Origin of the sequence: Leptotrichia sp. OH3620_COT-345, assembly GCF_003932895.1 — a bacterium.
Lineage (GTDB): Bacteria > Fusobacteriota > Fusobacteriia > Fusobacteriales > Leptotrichiaceae > Pseudoleptotrichia.
The window spans coordinates 123,955-142,143 of record NZ_RQYW01000004.1; the positions used below are offsets into that span (position 1 = coordinate 123,955).

Here is an 18,189-nt window from a genome sequence, read left to right on the forward strand (position 1 = left end):
TTAAAATCTACAATTGCAACTCTAAATGTTACTTGCTGTTTATTTAAATATTAATTTCTTAATTTTAATCTTAAATTAAAAATATTAAATTCTATAAAAAATTAAAATCTATATATTAAAAATAAAACTGATAATTGTAAAAAGAATCAAAAGCTCAGTTTTTCCGTTTCTTTTTTTCTCTTTTTATTTTTCTGAACTCCCAAGGAGATATATAATTTTTTTTGGCAAATATTCCGAGTTTATTTTTTTGGGCAGCTTCCTGATACTGCTTCATTCTGACATTTTTTTTATCATATTTTTCATACCACCACGCATTTCCGGTCTTTACCATTTTTTCATTTATATTCTCGTTGTTATAATAAACTGTTCCTAACACTCTTCCGTATCTGTCCTTTTTCTTTCCATAAATTTTGACATTTTTATTTCTTATAAAGTTTATTAATGTTTGTTTGCTTTCATAACCGTAATCCTGATTAATTTCAGGTGCATCTATTCCGAACAGTCTTACTTTAATCAATTCTCCTGTTTCTTTATCGTTTTCCGTTCTTTTCACTGCTACTGTATCTCCGTCACTTACATACAGTACTTTATAATTTTCTGCAAAACATGGTACATATATTATCAGAATGAATACCAATAATCCCAGTATTTTATTTATTTTTTTCATTTTTCAAATTCCTTTCCTTGTTACAAAATTATACTACATTTTTTAAATTTAAGACATCTAATATTTGATTAATATTTTTTTATTTTTTCTCTTTTTATATCATGAATTATATGATATAATTTTCAAAATTACTATGAAAGGAATATTTTATGGAATTTTTATTTTTAATTTTTATTGTTATATTTGTCTTACTTGCATGGGGAGGGCTTTCATATCTTATGTACTACTCTGTATCCATAGGAATGAAAAAAAGAATTAATTCCCCTAAAATAACAGACGAAAAAATTTTAAAGGATTACAAAACTTTAAACAATTTTATCGGTCTATTTATTTTTTATGGCGGAATTGTAGGATTTTTCTTAGCCAAAAAAAAGTTTATTCCTGAACTAAAAAAGATATTAGAAGAAAAAATGAGAGAAAGAAATATTTCTTTTTAAACATTAAAAAAGAAATTATTAAATCAAAGCTTCAAAGCAGACTGTATAATTAATTAAGAGAATTTTACAGTTGGATAATAATTAAAACAATAAAAATCATATTTATGAATCATTTAAAACCTCATAGATATGATTTTTATATTTTAGTTTATTTTTATTTATCAGTCAGTTCATGTATTTTGTTTTTGTTCTGTTTTTTTATAATCCCTTTATTTTTCCAATGCCTGTTTAAAATTATCTTCTTCAAATCATTAATATCTAAAAATGTATATTCAAGATTGTACTTTCCAAATATGTTATTTATAATTCTATATATTTCCTCATAAATATCCATTCCGAGTATTATATGACTTTCTGTTTTAAACATTGTAAATATTGACATTATCGCTGTCGTTCCTGAAGAAAAAACATAAGCGGTTTTTCCATTTTCCAACACGTCAACCGTTTTTTCAGCTCGGCTCTTATAGTTGAAGACATTCTTCCATATTCAAATTCCTGTTCTCTTCCAAATTTCCTTACAGAAAATGCAAAGGTCATATTAATTGTACTTCCTCATATTTTTTCTTTTTCCTCAATTCCATGTATTGCTTTTGTTTCAAATTCTATATTTGTTCCTCATTTTTCTTTTAAAATTTTTTCAAATGCTATTCTTTTTTCATTACTTCTGTTTAAATAAATTATTCCACAATAAATAAAGCCGTTTTTCATTAAAAGTCTTTTCATCGGTTCATTATTTTCATGAGTATCTATTTTTATACTGTATATTTTATTTTCAATACATATTTTTTCGGCATTCCTCAAAATTTCCGTCCCGATATTCTGCTTTTTTATTTTATCGTTTACAGCTATTCTATGTATTACACAATATTTATCATCATATGTCAGCCATTTTCCATTTTCTATTTTGTCATAATCTTTTTCTCTCCGAAATGAAATCACTACTGTTCCTGCTATTTTTCCGTCTTTTTCATATATATAAGATTCTCTTTTTTCTATATCTCTTAATATTGTCTTTTCATCAGGATATCCATCCTGCCATTGGTCTATTCCCATTCTGCCCATTTCTTTCCGGGCTTTTCCTATTATCTTCATTATGTCTTCCAAATTGTTTTTTTCAGCTTTTTTAAATATCATATTATCTCCTTGACAGTATAATGTATTTATTTTATTTTACCATATTATTTAAATATCTTCCAACTCAATGTCAAAATCGGAAATGAGAAAAGTTTCGTAATCTAAAAAAATCTAAATTATATTAACTTTTTTAAGTTATCAAATTTTTCCCCACAAGATATTCTTTCTATTACTCTTATTATAATGTTTAATTCCTATAAATCCATTATTTATATTATATTTTTTATTTCTTTATTCTAATTATATAATGTTCCGTTTAATTTCATTATATTTTTTAATACTGTTAATGTTACTTTTGTTCTTTTCAATTTCTATCTGACTAGACAACTTCACTCAAGTAATTTTTTTCTCCTTTCTTAATGTTCAACCTAAAAACACAATACTGTAAATTATTCATACCATTTTTATTCTATAGATATTATAAACACTATTTCCTTTATACTTTTGATTAATCATATAAACACTTTCCTTTCTTTAATAGCAGCTTGAACAACTCTATTATATCGGAAGATGTTTTTTGTTGCAAACTTACGTTTCCACACCCGCATAGCAGGTGGTTTTATGTTTCGCACGCTTTGCGTACCTAACTGACTTAAGTCAATAATAAAAATCCGGACAGAATGTCCGGATACCTTATTTATTATTAGTGTATCAAGACACTTTTTTATTATTTTTTCAATAATTTTAAAAGACTTATCTTACACACATATATCATTATATTTTTTTATTTTGCATTTATTTTGCATTTTATATAATAACTATACCATATCAAAAAGGAAATATAAAATTTAATTTTTTAATATAATTTATATATTTTATATAAAAATTTAAAACTATTTTTTATTTTAATTAATTTAAAATCAGTAGTTTTAAAATTCCCTTTTTTATTCTTCTCCTTTAAAGAATTTTTTCATCTTATCAATGAAAGAATGAGATTCTTTATAATTTTTCTTTCCTAAAGATTCATCAAATTCTTTAAGTATTTTTTTCTGTTTTTCAGTTAAATTCGCAGGAGTTTCTATTTTTATTTCAATTATTTCCGAACCTCTTCTATCCCTGTAAGTTATACCTTTTTCTTTTAATCTGAATATTTTACCGTTTTGGGTTCCCTCTGGTATTTTTATTTTCATTTTTCCGTCAAGAGTAGGAATTTCAGCTTCTCCTCCTAATATCGCCGTTGTCATTCCTATAGGTACTTCACAATAAATATCATATCCGTTACGTTTAAATATTTCATGCTCTTTTACAGTGATAAATATATAGAGGTCTCCATATACTCCATCATTTTCTCCTGCATCTCCTCCGTCTGTCACTCTTACTCTATCCCCTGTTTCCAGTCCCGACTGAATTCTTATTTTCTTTGTAACCGTTTCCTTTTCTACTCCCGAACCATGACATGTATGACATTCTTTTTCAGGAACTTTCCCTGTTCCGTGACATTTGTCACACTCGTGAACTACCGTCTGAATACCGAATATAGATCTCTGCTGTGTTCTTATTTGTCCTGAACCGTGACATTTATCACACGTTTTCATACTGTGTCCCGGCTCTGCTCCTGAACCGTGGCAGGTTTTACATTTTCCCTTTCTTTTGTATTTTATTTCTTTTTCCGTTCCGAATGCCACTTCTTCCAATGTAAGTGTCAAGTTATATCTCAGGTCGGCTCCTTCTTTTACTCTCGGTCCTCTATTCGCACGACTTCTTCCACCTCCGAACATGCCTCCGAGTATATCTCCCAAATCAATGTCTTCAAAGCCTCCAAAACCGCCAAATCCTTCAAAGCCTCCGAATCCTCCCTGTCCGAAGCCTCCACCCTGCTCAAATGCCGCATGCCCGTACTGATCATAAGCTGCTCTTTTCTGAGGATCGCTCAAGACCTCATTTGCTTCCTGCACTTCCTTAAATTTAGCTTCCGCTTCTTTGTTGTCTTTATTCATATCAGGATGATATTTTTTAGCCATTGTCCTGTAAGCTTTTTTTATATCTTGCTCACTTGCATTTTTAGGTATTCCCAATATTTCATAATAATCTCTTTTTGCCATTTCTAATTATAGAATTATTTTAAACTCAGTTTTCTCTATATTTTTATAAATATTTTAAATTATGTAAAAACCAGAGTCAAAATAAACATCGTTTAAAATATTCCTTCTCCTTTCTTTTTATACCGTTTCATTTACAGGGTTCCTATTATGAAAAGTCTTGCAGTAAAAGTTTCATTTCCCCCAAGTTTTTCTATTCCCTTTTTTTCTTCAAGCTTTCCGTTAAAGTCTGCAAAATCTGAAATTCCGTACCATGGTTCTATACAGACAAAAGGTGCTGAAGGCTTACTCCAAAATGCCACATATGGAAAACCTTCATAATTTACAGTTATTTTCTTACTGCTTTTGTTACATTTTATAGCTACTTCTTTTGATTCTGTATTTTTAAATATTAAAGCATCATTGTCAAATATTGTATCAGTTAATTTTATTATTTTTTCATTTTTCAGATAATCATATTTCTCGCTCAGAACAAGGGATTTTTCCAGTTTATATATTTGTGCTGTTTCTTCTTTTTCAAATTCCAAAAAATAATTATTCAAATTTATTCCATTATTTAATTCAAGTGCAAAGGCGGGATGTGCTCCCAATGAAAAATACATAATTTCAGAATTTCTGTTTACAACCTCGTATTTTATTTCAAGGCTATTTTCTTTTATTGTATAAATTATAAAAAAATCAAATTCAAAAGGGTACTTTTTCAGTGTTTCTTCATTGGAAGAAAACTTAAACTTCAAAAAATCTTCTCCTTTTTCAATTAATTCAAAATTATAGTCCCTTGCAAATCCATGTCTTGTAGTTACTTCATATTCCTTATTTCCATATGTATATTTCCCATCTTTTATTATTCCTATGAAGGGAAACAGTACCGGAGAACTTCCCTCCCAAAATTCAGGATTTCTATCCCATATAAATTCTTCTCCATTTATTTTATAACTGTATAATTCTGCTCCTTTTGTAAATACTCCAATTTCCACATTTCCCAATTTTAAAATATGTACTTTATCCATTACTTTGACTCCTTTTTTGAATTTTATTTTTTGATATCTTTATCAATTTACTATCTTTAATAATTTAAAAATTTTTCATTAAAATTCCAAATACCACGAAAATAATAATAAAATCCAAATAAATAAAGTAAAAGGTATCATCCCAATTAATTTTATCATCTGAAAAATATCATAAATCTGACTTATATTTAAAAAAAACGTATTTATGAATAGTATAATTAATGTAAAAAATAAAATAAATAGCATAAAGTCTAAAATCGGATATTTTTTTAATATAGCCTTTTCATAGTTTCTATCGGCTAAATCAATAAAATAAAAAATATTTCTTATTCTCGGATTTTCCTCTTCTTTTAAAATATATATTAAATTTTTCAAAAAAAGTGAAGATAAAAAAATAAGTGTCACTATACCATATTGATATACAAAATTTTCAAAATTCATATCTTTTTTATTAAAATATTCCATCATCGCAGTATTAGCTATATAAAGTCCAAACCAGTATAAATACTTTTTATTAATTAATTTTTCCATATCAGTAACAGCCATATAATCTCCTAAGATTTTATGAGATTTAAATATCAATTTCAGAAAAAATTATATTTATAACATCCTCTAAAATATTTTTTGGTAATGTTTCAATAATTTTATAATCCCTTATAATTTATATTCAGTGATTGATGTTCATTATAGTTGTACAATCTAATTTTATATGAATTTATTCGTTAAATTTGTAATCGGACAGACAAAAACTAATTTTGATACTTTATTGAAAGTATTATCGCTTACAACAACAGCAGGATAACAGCAGTCTATCTTTTCATGTCCGATTTACAAATTAAAATTTATTTTTATAATATCCCCCTACTTTATAATATTTATCTGCCTCTCTTCCCTCAGTTTATTTCTTGTGTTTCATATCATTATAATTGACAAATAATTCTTTGTATTGTTTTCCTTTTTTTATTTTCAAATTACCTTTTTCTGGAATTATTTCTAATTCATCATTTTTCCCCTATTCAAAAATTCTAAAATGTTTTTCGATATTCTTATTCTCTGTCTATTTCCCTATTTTGAAACTCCAATAACTAACACATTGAACCTTCCTGCAATTTTAATATATACATAGTATATACTAAAATTGAAAAAAAACAAGAAAGCATTTTTTGTATCGCTTATTTTTTTGACAGTTTTATATTTTTTCTTTTTTCATCAAATTACTTAACTGTTTTCTAATTTCTTTATATTGATTTCCATTCTTTTTACACAAAGAAGGAGAAATAATTCCCCTTCCTTCCCTAATCCTATTTTTTAAATTATATTTTTTATTAATCTACTACTTCAGCATCCTGAACATCATCATTTCCGTTTTCGCCACTTCCACTTTCAGCAGTTCCTTGTTCAGCCTGTGCTTTTTGAGCAGCCTCCTGATACAACCTTGTGGCAAATCCTTGAGACACTTTTGAGAGTTCTTCTATATTTTTTCTTATATCTTCAAGATTATCGGAATCTTTTACTTTTTTCAATTCTTCTATAGCTTTTTCAATATCTTCCTTTTCAGTTCCTTGCAGTTTATCTCCATTTTCGGAAATTGTCTTTTCTGTTGCCAGTATCAGCTGATCAGCCTGATTTCTTGCTTCTACAAGTTCCTTAAACTTTGCATCTTCAGCTTCATGAGCTTCAGCATCTTTCTTCATTTTTTCAATTTCATCCTTAGATAAGTTGGAACTTCCTGAAATTGTTACCTGATTTTCTTTTCCTGTTCCCAAATCTTTTGCAGAAACATGAACTATACCGTTTGCATCAATGTCAAACGTAACTTCTATTTGAGGTACTCCTCTCGGTGCCGCAGGAATTCCTTCCAGATTAAATTCACCTAATTTATGGTTGTCCGAAGCTTTAGCTCTTTCTCCCTGTAACACTACTATGGATACCGCCGGCTGATTGTCTGCAGCTGTTGAGAATACTTGAGACTTCTTAACAGGTACAGTAGTATTTCTTTCAATTATTTTTGTGAATACTCCTCCTAGTGTCTCAATTCCCAATGATAACGGAGTTACGTCAAGAAGTAATATATCTTTAACATCTCCCATTAATATTCCCCCCTGTATTGCGGCCCCTGCTGCAACTACTTCATCAGGATTTATTCCTTTATTAGGTTCTTTTCCGAAGTATGATTTTACCCATTCCTGAACTGCCGGTATTCTTGTTGAGCCTCCTACAAGTAATATTTCATTTATTTCGTTAGGAGATAAATTTGCATCTTCCAATGCCTGTTTTACAGGACCTTTAGTAGCTTCTACAAGTTCTTTTGTCAGTTCATCAAATGCCGCTCTTGTAAGTTTTTTCTCCAAATGTTTAGGTCCACTTGCATCCATTGTAATAAATGGTAATGAAATTGATGTTTCCAATGTAGTGGATAATTTTTTCTTAGCATCTTCAGCAGCATCTTTCAGTCTTTGAATTGCCATTTTGTCATTTCTCAAATCAATTCCCGTTTCTTTCTTAAATTCCTCTGCAAGCCAGTCAATTACTTTCTGATCGAAATTGTCTCCTCCCAGATGGTTGTTTCCTGATGTGGATATAACTTCTACTACTCCGTCCCCTATTTCAAGAATTGACACGTCGAAAGTTCCCCCGCCAAGGTCAAATACAAGAACTTTTTCCTCTTTTTTCTTATCCATTCCGTAAGCCAATGCCGCAGCTGTAGGTTCGTTTATTATTCTTTTTACAGTCAATCCTGCTATTTCTCCCGCATCTTTTGTAGCCTGTCTTTGTGCATCTGTAAAGTATGCAGGCACTGTAATAACAGCTTCCTTAACTTCTCCTCCTAAATAAGCTTCAGCATCTTTTTTCAGTTTTTTCAATATCATAGCTGAAATTTCCTGAGGTGTGTAGCTTTTTCCATTTATATCCACTTTATAATCGGATCCCATATTTGTTTTTATGGAAATTACTGTGGAATCAGGATTTGTAATTGCCTGTCTTTTAGCAATTTCTCCTACTATTATTTCACCGTTATCTTTTATATTTACAACTGACGGTGTAGTTCTCCCCCCATCGGAGTTGGGTATTATTGTAAATGCCCCTCCTTCCATAACTGCCACACATGAATTTGTTGTTCCTAAATCTATTCCTATTATTTTACTCATATTTATCATTCTCCTTATTTTTTAAAATTATTCTATTTTTTATTTACTGTCACCATTGCCGGTCTTATTACTTTCCCTTTCAGTTTATATCCTTTCTGGAATGTCTGAACAATGGCATCATTTTCAAATTCTTCTTTTGACTCTGTCATCATTGCCTGGTGTTCATAAGGGTTAAATTCTTTTCCTTCAGTTTCTATTTCTTCCACTCCCTCTTCATTTAAAAGATTTTTCAAATTTCTTAAAATCATATTTACACCTTCAACTAAAGCATCAAAATTTTTGGTTTCAATAGATGCAGCTTCCGCTCTTTCAAGATTGTCAATATTGTCCAGTAATTTTATTATTATTTCTTCGGAAGCATATTTTTTCATTTCATTTACTTCAGCTTCCTTTCTTTTGGTAAAATTCTGGAATTCGGCAAGTTTTCTTGTATAAGCATCTTTCCATTCCTGAAGTTCCAGTTCCAGTTTTATTACTTTCACTTCAGGAGTTTCAGGTTCTTCCTGTTTTTCATTAATTACATTTTCTTCTAAACTTTCGTAACTTTCCGAATCACCCGTATCTAAAATTTTCTCTTCACTATTTTCACTTTGAAATTCACTGATTTTTTCATCATTTACTTCATTCTCATAATCTTTTTCAGACATTTATTATTTTCATCTCCTTTACTGTCATTTTTTCTTTAAAAGCTGCTTTACTTCTTCAGAAACATATTCCACAAGACCCACCGTTTTAGAATACTCCATCCTCTTAGGTCCTATAATTCCCATAATCCCTTTTGCATCTCCCATTGTATAAACGGAAAATACAAAAGAAAAATCTTCCAGTCCGGCTATATCCAGATCTTCTCCGAAAATGACATTTACTTCACCATCTTTATACTGCTCAGTCTGAATAAATTGTGAAAATATCTGTTTCATATCATTCGGATTGTTAAAAAGCTTAACTCGATCAATTACTTTCATAACATCCGAAACATTGCTTTCAAGTAAATTTGTTCCCCCTTCAAAAAATAATTTCCCTTCATTTATAATTTGTTCATTTTCATACTCTAATTCTTCAGATACACATAAATCGGTGTTCATAAAAAATTCTCCAAGATCAGACAGTGTAAATATTTTCGGACTGTTTTTTATTTTTTCATTTAACAGCATGTTTATACTTTCCACTTCATCCTCACCTATAGGGGTTTCCAAGAATATGTTCAGATTTTTTGTTAAAAATGAATCCATAACTACAACAGCTAAAATATTTGTATCTGTAATATGAACCAATTTTACTTTTTTCACACCTTCCTGTCTTATTGCCGGCTCAAGAACAACTCCTGCATAGCGGCTTATTTTTGAAAGCAGTCTTGATGTTTCTTCAAATATTTTATCCAACTGATTCATTTTCTTGTTATAAGCTTCAACCACTTTGGCTTTGGCTTCTGCAGAAATATCCCTTATTTTTATAAGCTCTTCCACATATATCCTATAGCCTTCACTGGTCGGAATTCTTCCAGAAGATGTATGAGTCTTCACTATAAGTCCCTTATCTTCCAAGTCCGCCATTGTATTTCTTATTGTTGCCGATGATACTCCTATACTGTATTTTTTTTCAAGAGTTCTCGAACCGACACTTTCGCCGAATTCCAGATAATGTTTTATAATTGATTTTAATATCATTCGTTCTCTGTCATTCATGAATATACCTTCCTTTTTGTTAGCACTCATTCACAAAGAGTGCTAATCACAAATATATAATATTATATTTTCATATAAATGTCAAGACTTTTTTTAAAATTTTTTCAGATTTTTTTTGTTTCACAAATATTGATGTTAAATATATTTTCATATTTTATTTGATATTACTTTCTGTTTTTAAACAACAAAAAAATTTTTTGTTGTTTAAAGTTTTTCTTTCTTCAAGTTTTTCATTTTATAATAAAAAACAGTAACCAATTTTGATTACTGTCCTTTAAATCATTGTATTATATCGTTCCATTCAATTATTTCATTCAGCTGTTTAATCTGTCTCAATCAAAATTTGAATTACCGCTTTTATTTAAACCGCGATTTATTAATTTCCAATATATCGGGTATAAATTTGACAAGAATCCCGCTTATCCCATAAAATCCGAAAACATTTCAGTTTTTTATGAACTGCTGATACATAAAAACTGTTAGTTATATCGTATTTTTTATAATGACCGGTTTGCACTATTTTCACCTGCAAATAAGTATACCTTTTTTCTTTAGCCATTTCTTTATAAGTATTATTAAGTTTTGTTTCGATGTCCATTCTCTGATATTTTTTCTTTATTTCCATTATGAAAATATCTGCACAGTCATTGTCGGTAAAATTCAGCATAATAAATCCAACTACCTCATCATCGTTAAAACATACCGAAGATGACTTGTCTTAAGAAACGATAATATATTTTCCCCTAATTTCCGGAATATCAAACCATTCAGGAAGATCATTCAAAATTTCTCTTGCAATACTTTCTTTTTGATTTTCATCTACAATTTCTTTATTATCCGTTACTATCTTCATATTTAATTCTATGGACAACAGCAAGTGGTCCTCATAAAAAAAATTACATTTTCCAATTAATTTCTTCTTTTCCAAGCTCCTTCAATATTTCATTAGCTTTTTTAAAATGTCCGCACCCGAAAAAGCCTCTACTTGCCGAAAGAGGACTCGGATGAGCAGCTTCCAAAATATAATGTCTGTCCATGTTTATAAGTCTTTTCTTACTTCTGGCATTATTTCCCCATAATACGAAAATAAGCGGTTCCTCTCTTTCGTTCAAATATTCTATTACATTATCGGTAAATATTTCCCAACCTATTTTTGAATGAGAATTTGCATTTTCAGCAATAACAGTAAGAGCGGTATTTAAAAGTAACACTCCCTGTTCAGCCCAAGGAATCAAATATCCGTTATTACTCATTTCATATCCGTATTCGGCACTGATTTCCTTGTACATATTCTGTAATGACGGCGGTAACTTTACTCCTTTTTTTACTGAAAACGCAAGTCCGTGAGCTTGATTTAACCCGTGATAAGGATCCTGCCCTAAAAGAACTATTTTACAATCCTTGTAACTTGTAAGCTTAAATGCCGTAAATATCTCATCAGCTTTAGGATATATTCTTTTAGTCCTGTACTCATTTATAAGAAACTTTCTCAACTTCTGATAATATTCCTTATCAAATTCACCCTCAAAAACTTTATCCCAGTCATTTCCTATATTTACCATATTAATATCCTTTCCTGAAACTTTAAAATCTGAATTATTTTTCATATTTGGCTATAGCCCAATATTTATTTCACAACTTCATATTTTGTAGTACTTTTGTGTTTTCCATTTGTATAATATTCAAATTGAGACAGTTCCTTATTTACCCTTATTTCTTCTTTTGATTTGGAATGATTTATAAACAGGGAATTCCCTTCTCTATAAATTTCCATAATTATAATATCTTTTCTGTCTTTTACGATTATTTTTCCGTTTCTCAAAATAAAAGTATAATCTATTACTTTATAATCATCAGTTTTTGACCAAACTAACTTGGTATCACTTATTTTTTTAATATAAAATGCTATATTTACGGGAATCTGAATGAGAACTCCTTTCGATGCACTGTATCTCGTTATTTTATACTCATCGGCAGCATTGTGGACTTTCACTCCTGCAAGTACAATTCCCAGTGCTTTTACTTCGGCTTTATCCCCCGAAATTCCCTTATAGTAATTGGCAAAAAAGTCGGAATCATTATGTTTAAAAATTTGAGATTTATCTTTTATTTTTCCTTTTTTATTAGTTTCATATACATAAAAATCACTTCCCAATACATCTGAAAAAAATTCATAGGAATTTATATAAGCCGACCTTGTAGGACTGAAAGAAAGATAATTTCCTACATTCAATTGTGCAAAAAAATCATCCTGACCTTTTTCAGTACTGAAAAGAATGTAGGAAGGTATTTTCGCCAATGACATTCTTATACTGAATTTTTCAAATTTATTATAGTTTTCCATGTTACTTCCGATCACAATAAAACTCAATAAAAATAAATGTATAATAAAAACTGTTTTTCTCATAAAATCCTCCTGATTTTTGTTTTTAAAAATTGTATTCTAAATAAATGTATTAAATATACTTTATTGTCTATAATTATTTACAAAAAATTATATCACTTAACTTATAATTCAGTCAATAGCATCAGGATTTTCTTAAACAATTTTCAGAAGTTCTTTCGTAATATAATAAACAAAAAAAATTATGGAAGAATGTTAAATTTTCTTCTTTAATGTACTGAACTTTTATAAAACCTCAGACATTTATTCAATATTATACATACTGAAAAGAAAAATATACAGCTCCGTTTTAAAAGATAGGCTTTCTTTCACTCTAATAATATTTACAGAAAGATCGAACATAATTTTAAAAGACAGGAAATATAAAATTTTCTATAATTGAGCGGGAAGATATAAATCTTCCTGTCAGTAGAGGAATTATTAAAATTTTAAGGCTGTTTATTCCCCTATGAGAAAATAGGTCTCCTTTATTCATAAATCTGCTTCTCTATTCGAATACAACAGAATTTTTTAAAAGTAACCCTGTTTCTCATCGGATTAATTCCGAATACTCTCACACTTCCCTAAGTCCGGGAAATCAATCCTGTCATACATTTTATAAGAGCGGATTTTCCTGAAGCATTTTCTCTCGGTAAGCCTAAAAATTTATTTCTATTTACTGAAATATTTATATCTTTTAATGCCGTTATCCGTTTTTTACTGAATTTAAAGTAATTCCTTATTTTTTCGATTTTTTTGATTTTATAAATTTTCGTAAGATTTTTAAGCTTTATTATCTCTTCCGTTTATTAAAAAATCCATCAGTCTGGAATTTAAAAATTTCAGTTTTTAATGTATATTTTTTAAATTATTTTAATGTTTTTCTGTAACTTCCAATATATCGTTCTTAAAATAAATTTTATTATACCGCTCATTATTACTTTATTAATTTTAAATATATATAACTTACTAATATTTTATATTGTTTCCAATATTTGCCAATGAATAAAGTTCTATAATTAATTTTAAATCTGCAAATTAAAGTAAATATTTGTTAAATATACGTTTCTTTTAGACTAATTTAAAAAATAAATCCAATTTAATTATACTAATTTCCATAAAAGATTATTGTAATTGACTTTTCAGGATATTTCCTGATATAATGTAACAAACGTTATTTATTTAAATTAGGGGAATTAAATGTTTAAAACTATCAAAAGAAATATATTATCTGAAGTTATACATAATATTATTTTAAATCTTTTTAACCAATTTCTTAAAAATTACTCGACTTCCGTTTTCCTGAACGGAAATTTTGTAAACTTTGAAAATATTTCTTCGATTTATAATAAAAACAAAAAAATTTTACTTAACAAAAGTGATAATTTTTTTAAATTTCTCGATAAGCAGATTTCCATTCCGGATTTTGACTTATCTTTTTTTGAAAGTATAGATAAAAAATATATAAGTTTTCTTGTTAGAAAATTTGAACAGCTCTGTTCAAACAATTATATCGGATTTATGACCAATGATATTCGAAAAAAAGTTATCGAAAAATTTAAAAAAATTATAGACAGTATTTTTTTATGTACTGTTTTTACAAATACATCACTAAATTACAGCTCTATTTCATCAAATGTACGTATAGTCAGAGCTCCTCCTTATTTATCATAAACTTGACAAATGATAAAATATGAGGAGGAAATCAAAAATGAAAGAATTAAAAGGAATAAAAATAGGTAAACATTATATTGAAAAGCCTATTATACAAGGAGGAATGGGGGTCGGATTAAGCTGGGACCAGTTGGCGGGAACCGTTTCAAAAAACGGCGGTTTGGGAACTGTAAGTGCCATTTGTACAGGATATTACCAAAATATGAGGTTTGTAAAGAAACTTGTGGATAACAGACCTTTAGGCACTGAAAATGCCTACAGTAGAGAAGCTCTATTTGAAATTTTTAAAAATGCGAGAAAAATATGTGGAAATAAACCCCTTGCATGTAATGTACTTCGTGCAATAAATGATTATGAAAGAGTTGTCACTGATGCATTGGAAGCAGGAGCTGATATGATAGTTACCGGGGCAGGCCTTCCTTTGGAGCTTCCAAGATTAACCGGAGATTTCCCTGATGTTTCAATTATTCCTATAGTATCATCAGCAAGAGCATTAAAGGTAATATGTAAAAAATGGAAAGCTGAAGGGCGACTTCCTGATGCCGTAATAGTTGAAGGTCCTAAAAGTGGAGGACATCAAGGTGCAAAATATGAAGAACTATTTTTACCCGAACATCAGCTTGAGTATGTTATTCCCCTTGTAAAAGAAGAAAGGGATAAATGGGGTGACTTTCCTATAATTGCCGCAGGAGGAATATGGGATTCAAACGATATACAACAAATGCTTGAACTCGGTGCAGATGCAGTTCAACTTGGCACAAGATTTGTAGGAACTCACGAATGTGATGCCAGTACAGTACTTAAAGAAGTTCTCATAAATGCCAAGGAAGAAGATATTGTTATAGTCGGTTCTCCTGTAGGATATCCCGGACGTGCTGTAAAAACCGATCTTATTAAAAACCTTGTTCCTGATAATAAAAAAATAAAATGTATAAGTAACTGTGTCTTTCCTTGTGGAAAAGGTCAGGGAGCAAGAAAAGTAGGTTACTGCATTGCTGACAGTCTAGGAGATGCCTATTTGGGAAAACTTCAGACAGGACTGTTTTTTTCAGGGGCTAATGGACATAAACTTAAAGAAATTGTTTATGTGAAAGATTTAATAGATGAATTAATGCAATAAAAAATGAGGAATTTATATCCTCATTTTTTATTTTATACTTTTTTTATTTTCCCTAAAGCTTACCAACTTCTTTCTGTGAGCGTTTCATTAATTCCTATATTGGATTTTTCTAAGCTTTTTCAAAAAAAGTTGAAATCGGTCAACATTAATCTTTTATTTTTATTTCCACTTTACTTTTCATACTTCTGGGAAGTTCAAGAAAATTTTTCCAACCTTGCAGCACTCTTTTATATTCTTTCAATTTACAATTCCATGCAGGATACTCTTCACATTCCCCGAAAACAGTATGTATAAACTCAACATAAGATTTCGTTATTTTATGCTGAAATGCCTGTCCATCCCATTCTGTTACCGATATTTTTCCACTTTCTATATTTTTTATCTCTGCAAGAACTTTATCACAGCTTTCAGGATACTGGAAATCTTCCATTATTCCTGTTATAAGATATTTTCTGTACTGTTCTAACCTATATTTTTCTTCAGAATAACGCTCTTCAGGCATTTTTTCAACTTTTTCTGAAATAAGAAGCTCAGGATATTCAGTCAGTCCAAAATCTTCATCATCATAATAGCTGAATATTACTTTCATTATCTGTCCCCCTCATAAATAGGATAAGCAGTTATTCTGGGCTTTTTATACCCTCTTATGAGAACTCCGCTCTTACTTATTCCCTGCCACATATTGCTGTCTCTTCCCCTCAGTTCTTTTTTATTTTCCCATGCTGAATTTATTTCATCTATAACTCTTTTTTCATCCCAATTTTCAGGAAACATTGTATTGACCCCGCCGTTACTTGTTTTTTTCTGCCACTTCCCATCGGGTCTTCTTATTTCCACACTAGCCTTATATACACCGTTACTTGCAGGATTACCTATTTTTTTTATAATTCTTACATCTCCTCTTAAAAGAGTATGTCCTCCTGTAACTTTTTCCCCGCTTGAATTTATATCTCCCCCTATTATATGATCATAATCTATTTTGTACTTTTTATTTCCTGAAGAAATCGATTGTTCTCCCACTTCAGTAGAGTTTCCTATATTTCTGCCTGATATGGATGTGTCAGGAGAATATTCTATTTCCTTCTTATTTTTTTTTCTGTTCTTCTTATTTTCTCTTTTTCTAATTTCCTTATAGTCTTCGGAAGAATGTTTTTCTTTATCATTTTTTTGAGAAAAGGAAGCTGTTACATTTTTCCGATTTTTTTCCTGTTCCTTACCTATGAAAAATTTTGTTACAATTACACATAAAGTAACAATTAGGAATATTTCAATTATTTTTTTTATACTTTTCTTTATATTCATAAACATCAACCTCAATTTTTTTTAATTATTTAATAAAAGAAAGATCAATTTCATCATAATTTTTCAAAAATTCATAAAGTTTCTTTTCAATATCGGAAATTTTTCCTTTTTCCCCTGTTTCAATATTTAGACAAAGTAAAGGTTCATGTAACGACAACCTTAATAAAAACCATCCATCTTTTTCGCAGTTTACTCTGACACCTTCATAATTAGGTTTTTCCAATTCCCATCCTGCAATTTTTTGAACATACTCAGGTAATGCTTTCAGAACTTTATTTCCGCTTTCTCTAAAATCTTGAGAATTTATAGGAAATCTTATTTCTTTTTCTTCAAGGGGTTCTGTCAAGTCACTCAGTATATCTGTAAAATTTGTTCCTTTTTTCTTACTTTTAATGAGTTGAATTAAAAGTCGGGCAGCCATATATGCACCGTCATCAAGAAAATAATTATCAATAAATGCTGCATGTCCTGAAGTTTCTATTGCAAGAGGAGTGTAAATTCCTCTTTTATTAAGTTTTTTAGCTTCATTTATTACATTTTTGTATCCTCTCTGAAATCTGTGATGCTTCCCTCCTCTATTTTCAATAAATTTTTTCAGTCCGATAGATGTAACGGAGTCGGTGACTATTGTTACTCCTTGATTTTCTTTTAAAAGTATATCACTTAATAATGCAATCAGACTATTTCTGTTTATTTCACGTCCGTCTTTATCTACAAAAGCACTTCTGTCTCCATCTGCATCAAATATTATACCGAAATCGGCATTGTTATTTAAAACTGTATTTTTGACGGAATCTATGGCTTCTTTTGCTTCAGGATTGGGAACGTGATTTGGGAAATTTCCGTCGGGATTTAAGAACTGACTTCCTGTAATATCTCCTCCCAGTTCCTTTATTACTTTATCGGCAAAAAAACCGGCAGCTCCGTTTCCTGCATCAATTACTACCCTCAAACCTTTCAAAGGTTCTTTTTCTCCACCTGTTTCTTTTCTTATAAAGTCGCACAAATATCGGGCATAATTATCCGCGAGATTTTTTTCGATAATTTTTCCTTTTTTATCCTTTATTCCCATTGCTTTTTTTAAATTTTCCTCACACTGACATTTTTTTCTTTTTCCCATTTCAAGCATTTCCAATACATCAGATTTTTCAAATCCTCCATCAGAAGTAAAAAATTTTAATCCGTTATAGTAACTGGGCAAATGACTTGCCGTTATCATTATAGCCCCATCAGCTTTATAATCTTCAAATACGGTTGTCATAAAAAGTGAAGGAGTTATGGACATTTTGCAGTCATAAACATCTATTCCCTCCTGTTTCAGTTCTTTTTTTATTATTTCTGAAAACTCAGACCCTGTATTTCTTGCATCGTAGCCTACTGAAACTTTTATTTTTCTGTTTTCTTCATCAGCTTTTCTTTCGTATTTCCTTTTTATCCATTTTTCAAAACCTTTTACAATAAATTTTATTTCTTCTGCGGATAAATTAGCTTTCCTGTCTTCAAAATCTGAAACTATTCCTCTTATATCAGTTCCACTTACTAAATGTTTCAATTCCATAAAATACCTCTCTTTAGCATAACTCTCTTTT

At 29.5% G+C, this 18,189-nt stretch carries 20 protein-coding genes and 1 pseudogene; 3 read left to right on the plus strand and 18 right to left on the minus strand.

The window, feature by feature from the left end:
- Positions 1 to 154 precede the first annotated feature (154 nt).
- Positions 155 to 667 (minus strand): thermonuclease family protein, encoded by a 513-nt coding sequence (locus EII29_RS03895; protein ID WP_233573249.1) that lies wholly within the window; start codon positions 665 to 667, stop codon positions 155 to 157.
- A gap of 149 nt (positions 668 to 816) precedes the next feature.
- Here EII29_RS03895 and EII29_RS03900 point away from each other — a divergent pair, with 149 nt between their 5' ends.
- Positions 817 to 1,104 carry a hypothetical protein gene (locus tag EII29_RS03900; RefSeq protein ID WP_125236233.1) on the plus strand — a complete coding sequence of 96 codons (288 nt, stop codon included), beginning with the start codon at positions 817 to 819 and terminating at the stop codon, positions 1,102 to 1,104.
- 154 nt (positions 1,105 to 1,258) lie between these two features.
- Here the strand turns inward: EII29_RS03900 and EII29_RS03905 are convergent, their stop codons facing one another.
- The 14 genes and pseudogenes from EII29_RS03905 to EII29_RS03960 all read right to left on the minus strand — a co-directional run bounded on the left by EII29_RS03905 (position 1,259) and on the right by EII29_RS03960 (position 12,528).
- Positions 1,259 to 1,540 (minus strand): PLP-dependent transferase, encoded by a 282-nt coding sequence (locus EII29_RS03905; protein WP_158612461.1) that lies wholly within the window; start codon positions 1,538 to 1,540, stop codon positions 1,259 to 1,261.
- Entirely contained in the window at positions 1,486 to 1,641 is a 156-nt protein-coding gene (locus EII29_RS12020; RefSeq protein WP_158612462.1) for a hypothetical protein, read from the minus strand. Before EII29_RS12020 ends, EII29_RS03905 begins: the two co-directional genes overlap by 55 nt.
- A gap of 78 nt (positions 1,642 to 1,719) precedes the next feature.
- Entirely contained in the window at positions 1,720 to 2,238 is a 519-nt protein-coding gene (locus EII29_RS03910; RefSeq protein ID WP_125236235.1) for a GNAT family N-acetyltransferase, read from the minus strand.
- Positions 2,239 to 3,122: 884 nt separating this feature from the next.
- The gene (gene dnaJ / locus EII29_RS03915) at positions 3,123 to 4,280 is read right to left on the minus strand and encodes a molecular chaperone DnaJ (protein WP_125236236.1); all 1,158 of its coding nucleotides are present in this window, start codon (positions 4,278 to 4,280) and stop codon (positions 3,123 to 3,125) included.
- 131 nt (positions 4,281 to 4,411) lie between these two features.
- Entirely contained in the window at positions 4,412 to 5,287 is an 876-nt protein-coding gene (locus tag EII29_RS03920; protein WP_125236237.1) for an aldose 1-epimerase family protein, read from the minus strand.
- A gap of 78 nt (positions 5,288 to 5,365) precedes the next feature.
- Positions 5,366 to 5,833, minus strand: coding sequence for a hypothetical protein (locus tag EII29_RS03925; RefSeq protein WP_125236238.1), 468 nt, complete (start codon positions 5,831 to 5,833; stop codon positions 5,366 to 5,368).
- 159 nt (positions 5,834 to 5,992) lie between these two features.
- Positions 5,993 to 6,115 carry a type II toxin-antitoxin system PemK/MazF family toxin gene (locus EII29_RS12780; RefSeq protein ID WP_368665475.1) on the minus strand — a complete coding sequence of 41 codons (123 nt, stop codon included), beginning with the start codon at positions 6,113 to 6,115 and terminating at the stop codon, positions 5,993 to 5,995.
- Positions 6,116 to 6,612: 497 nt separating this feature from the next.
- Positions 6,613 to 8,436 (minus strand): molecular chaperone DnaK, encoded by a 1,824-nt coding sequence (dnaK, locus tag EII29_RS03935; RefSeq protein ID WP_125236239.1) that lies wholly within the window; start codon positions 8,434 to 8,436, stop codon positions 6,613 to 6,615.
- Positions 8,437 to 8,468: 32 nt separating this feature from the next.
- On the minus strand, positions 8,469 to 9,083 hold the full coding sequence (gene grpE, locus EII29_RS03940; RefSeq protein WP_125236240.1) for a nucleotide exchange factor GrpE: 615 nt from the start codon (positions 9,081 to 9,083) through the stop codon (positions 8,469 to 8,471).
- A 24-nt stretch (positions 9,084 to 9,107) separates the two neighbouring features.
- Positions 9,108 to 10,121: a heat-inducible transcriptional repressor HrcA gene (gene hrcA / locus EII29_RS03945; RefSeq protein WP_125236241.1), complete on the minus strand. Its 1,014-nt coding sequence runs from the start codon at positions 10,119 to 10,121 to the stop codon at positions 9,108 to 9,110.
- A 376-nt stretch (positions 10,122 to 10,497) separates the two neighbouring features.
- Positions 10,498 to 10,812: pseudogene (locus EII29_RS12655) on the minus strand (GNAT family N-acetyltransferase); the annotation flags it as partial.
- Positions 10,813 to 10,839: 27 nt separating this feature from the next.
- The gene (locus tag EII29_RS12660) at positions 10,840 to 10,992 is read right to left on the minus strand and encodes a hypothetical protein (RefSeq protein ID WP_199726021.1); all 153 of its coding nucleotides are present in this window, start codon (positions 10,990 to 10,992) and stop codon (positions 10,840 to 10,842) included.
- 25 nt (positions 10,993 to 11,017) lie between these two features.
- A complete protein-coding gene (locus tag EII29_RS03955; RefSeq protein ID WP_125236263.1) occupies positions 11,018 to 11,683 on the minus strand; it encodes a uracil-DNA glycosylase in 666 nt (221 codons plus the stop codon).
- 65 nt (positions 11,684 to 11,748) lie between these two features.
- Positions 11,749 to 12,528, minus strand: coding sequence for an oligoendopeptidase (locus EII29_RS03960; protein WP_125236242.1), 780 nt, complete (start codon positions 12,526 to 12,528; stop codon positions 11,749 to 11,751).
- A gap of 1,176 nt (positions 12,529 to 13,704) precedes the next feature.
- Between EII29_RS03960 and EII29_RS03965 the strand changes: the two genes are divergently transcribed.
- Entirely contained in the window at positions 13,705 to 14,178 is a 474-nt protein-coding gene (locus tag EII29_RS03965) for a hypothetical protein (protein ID WP_199726022.1), read from the plus strand.
- 37 nt (positions 14,179 to 14,215) lie between these two features.
- A complete protein-coding gene (locus EII29_RS03970; protein ID WP_125236243.1) occupies positions 14,216 to 15,298 on the plus strand; it encodes a nitronate monooxygenase in 1,083 nt (360 codons plus the stop codon).
- A 145-nt stretch (positions 15,299 to 15,443) separates the two neighbouring features.
- Here EII29_RS03970 and EII29_RS03975 read toward each other — a convergent pair whose 3' ends face one another.
- The 3 genes from EII29_RS03975 to EII29_RS03985 are packed head-to-tail and all read right to left on the minus strand — an operon-like array spanning position 15,444 to position 18,158.
- Entirely contained in the window at positions 15,444 to 15,887 is a 444-nt protein-coding gene (locus EII29_RS03975; RefSeq protein ID WP_125236244.1) for a hypothetical protein, read from the minus strand.
- On the minus strand, positions 15,887 to 16,600 hold the full coding sequence (locus tag EII29_RS03980) for an EndoU domain-containing protein (protein WP_125236245.1): 714 nt from the start codon (positions 16,598 to 16,600) through the stop codon (positions 15,887 to 15,889). The genes EII29_RS03975 and EII29_RS03980 overlap by 1 nt, the downstream gene beginning before the upstream one ends.
- Positions 16,601 to 16,625: 25 nt before the next feature.
- Positions 16,626 to 18,158, minus strand: a complete 1,533-nt coding sequence (locus tag EII29_RS03985) for a phosphomannomutase/phosphoglucomutase (RefSeq protein WP_125236246.1) — start codon at positions 18,156 to 18,158, stop codon at positions 16,626 to 16,628.
- Positions 18,159 to 18,189 lie beyond the last annotated feature (31 nt).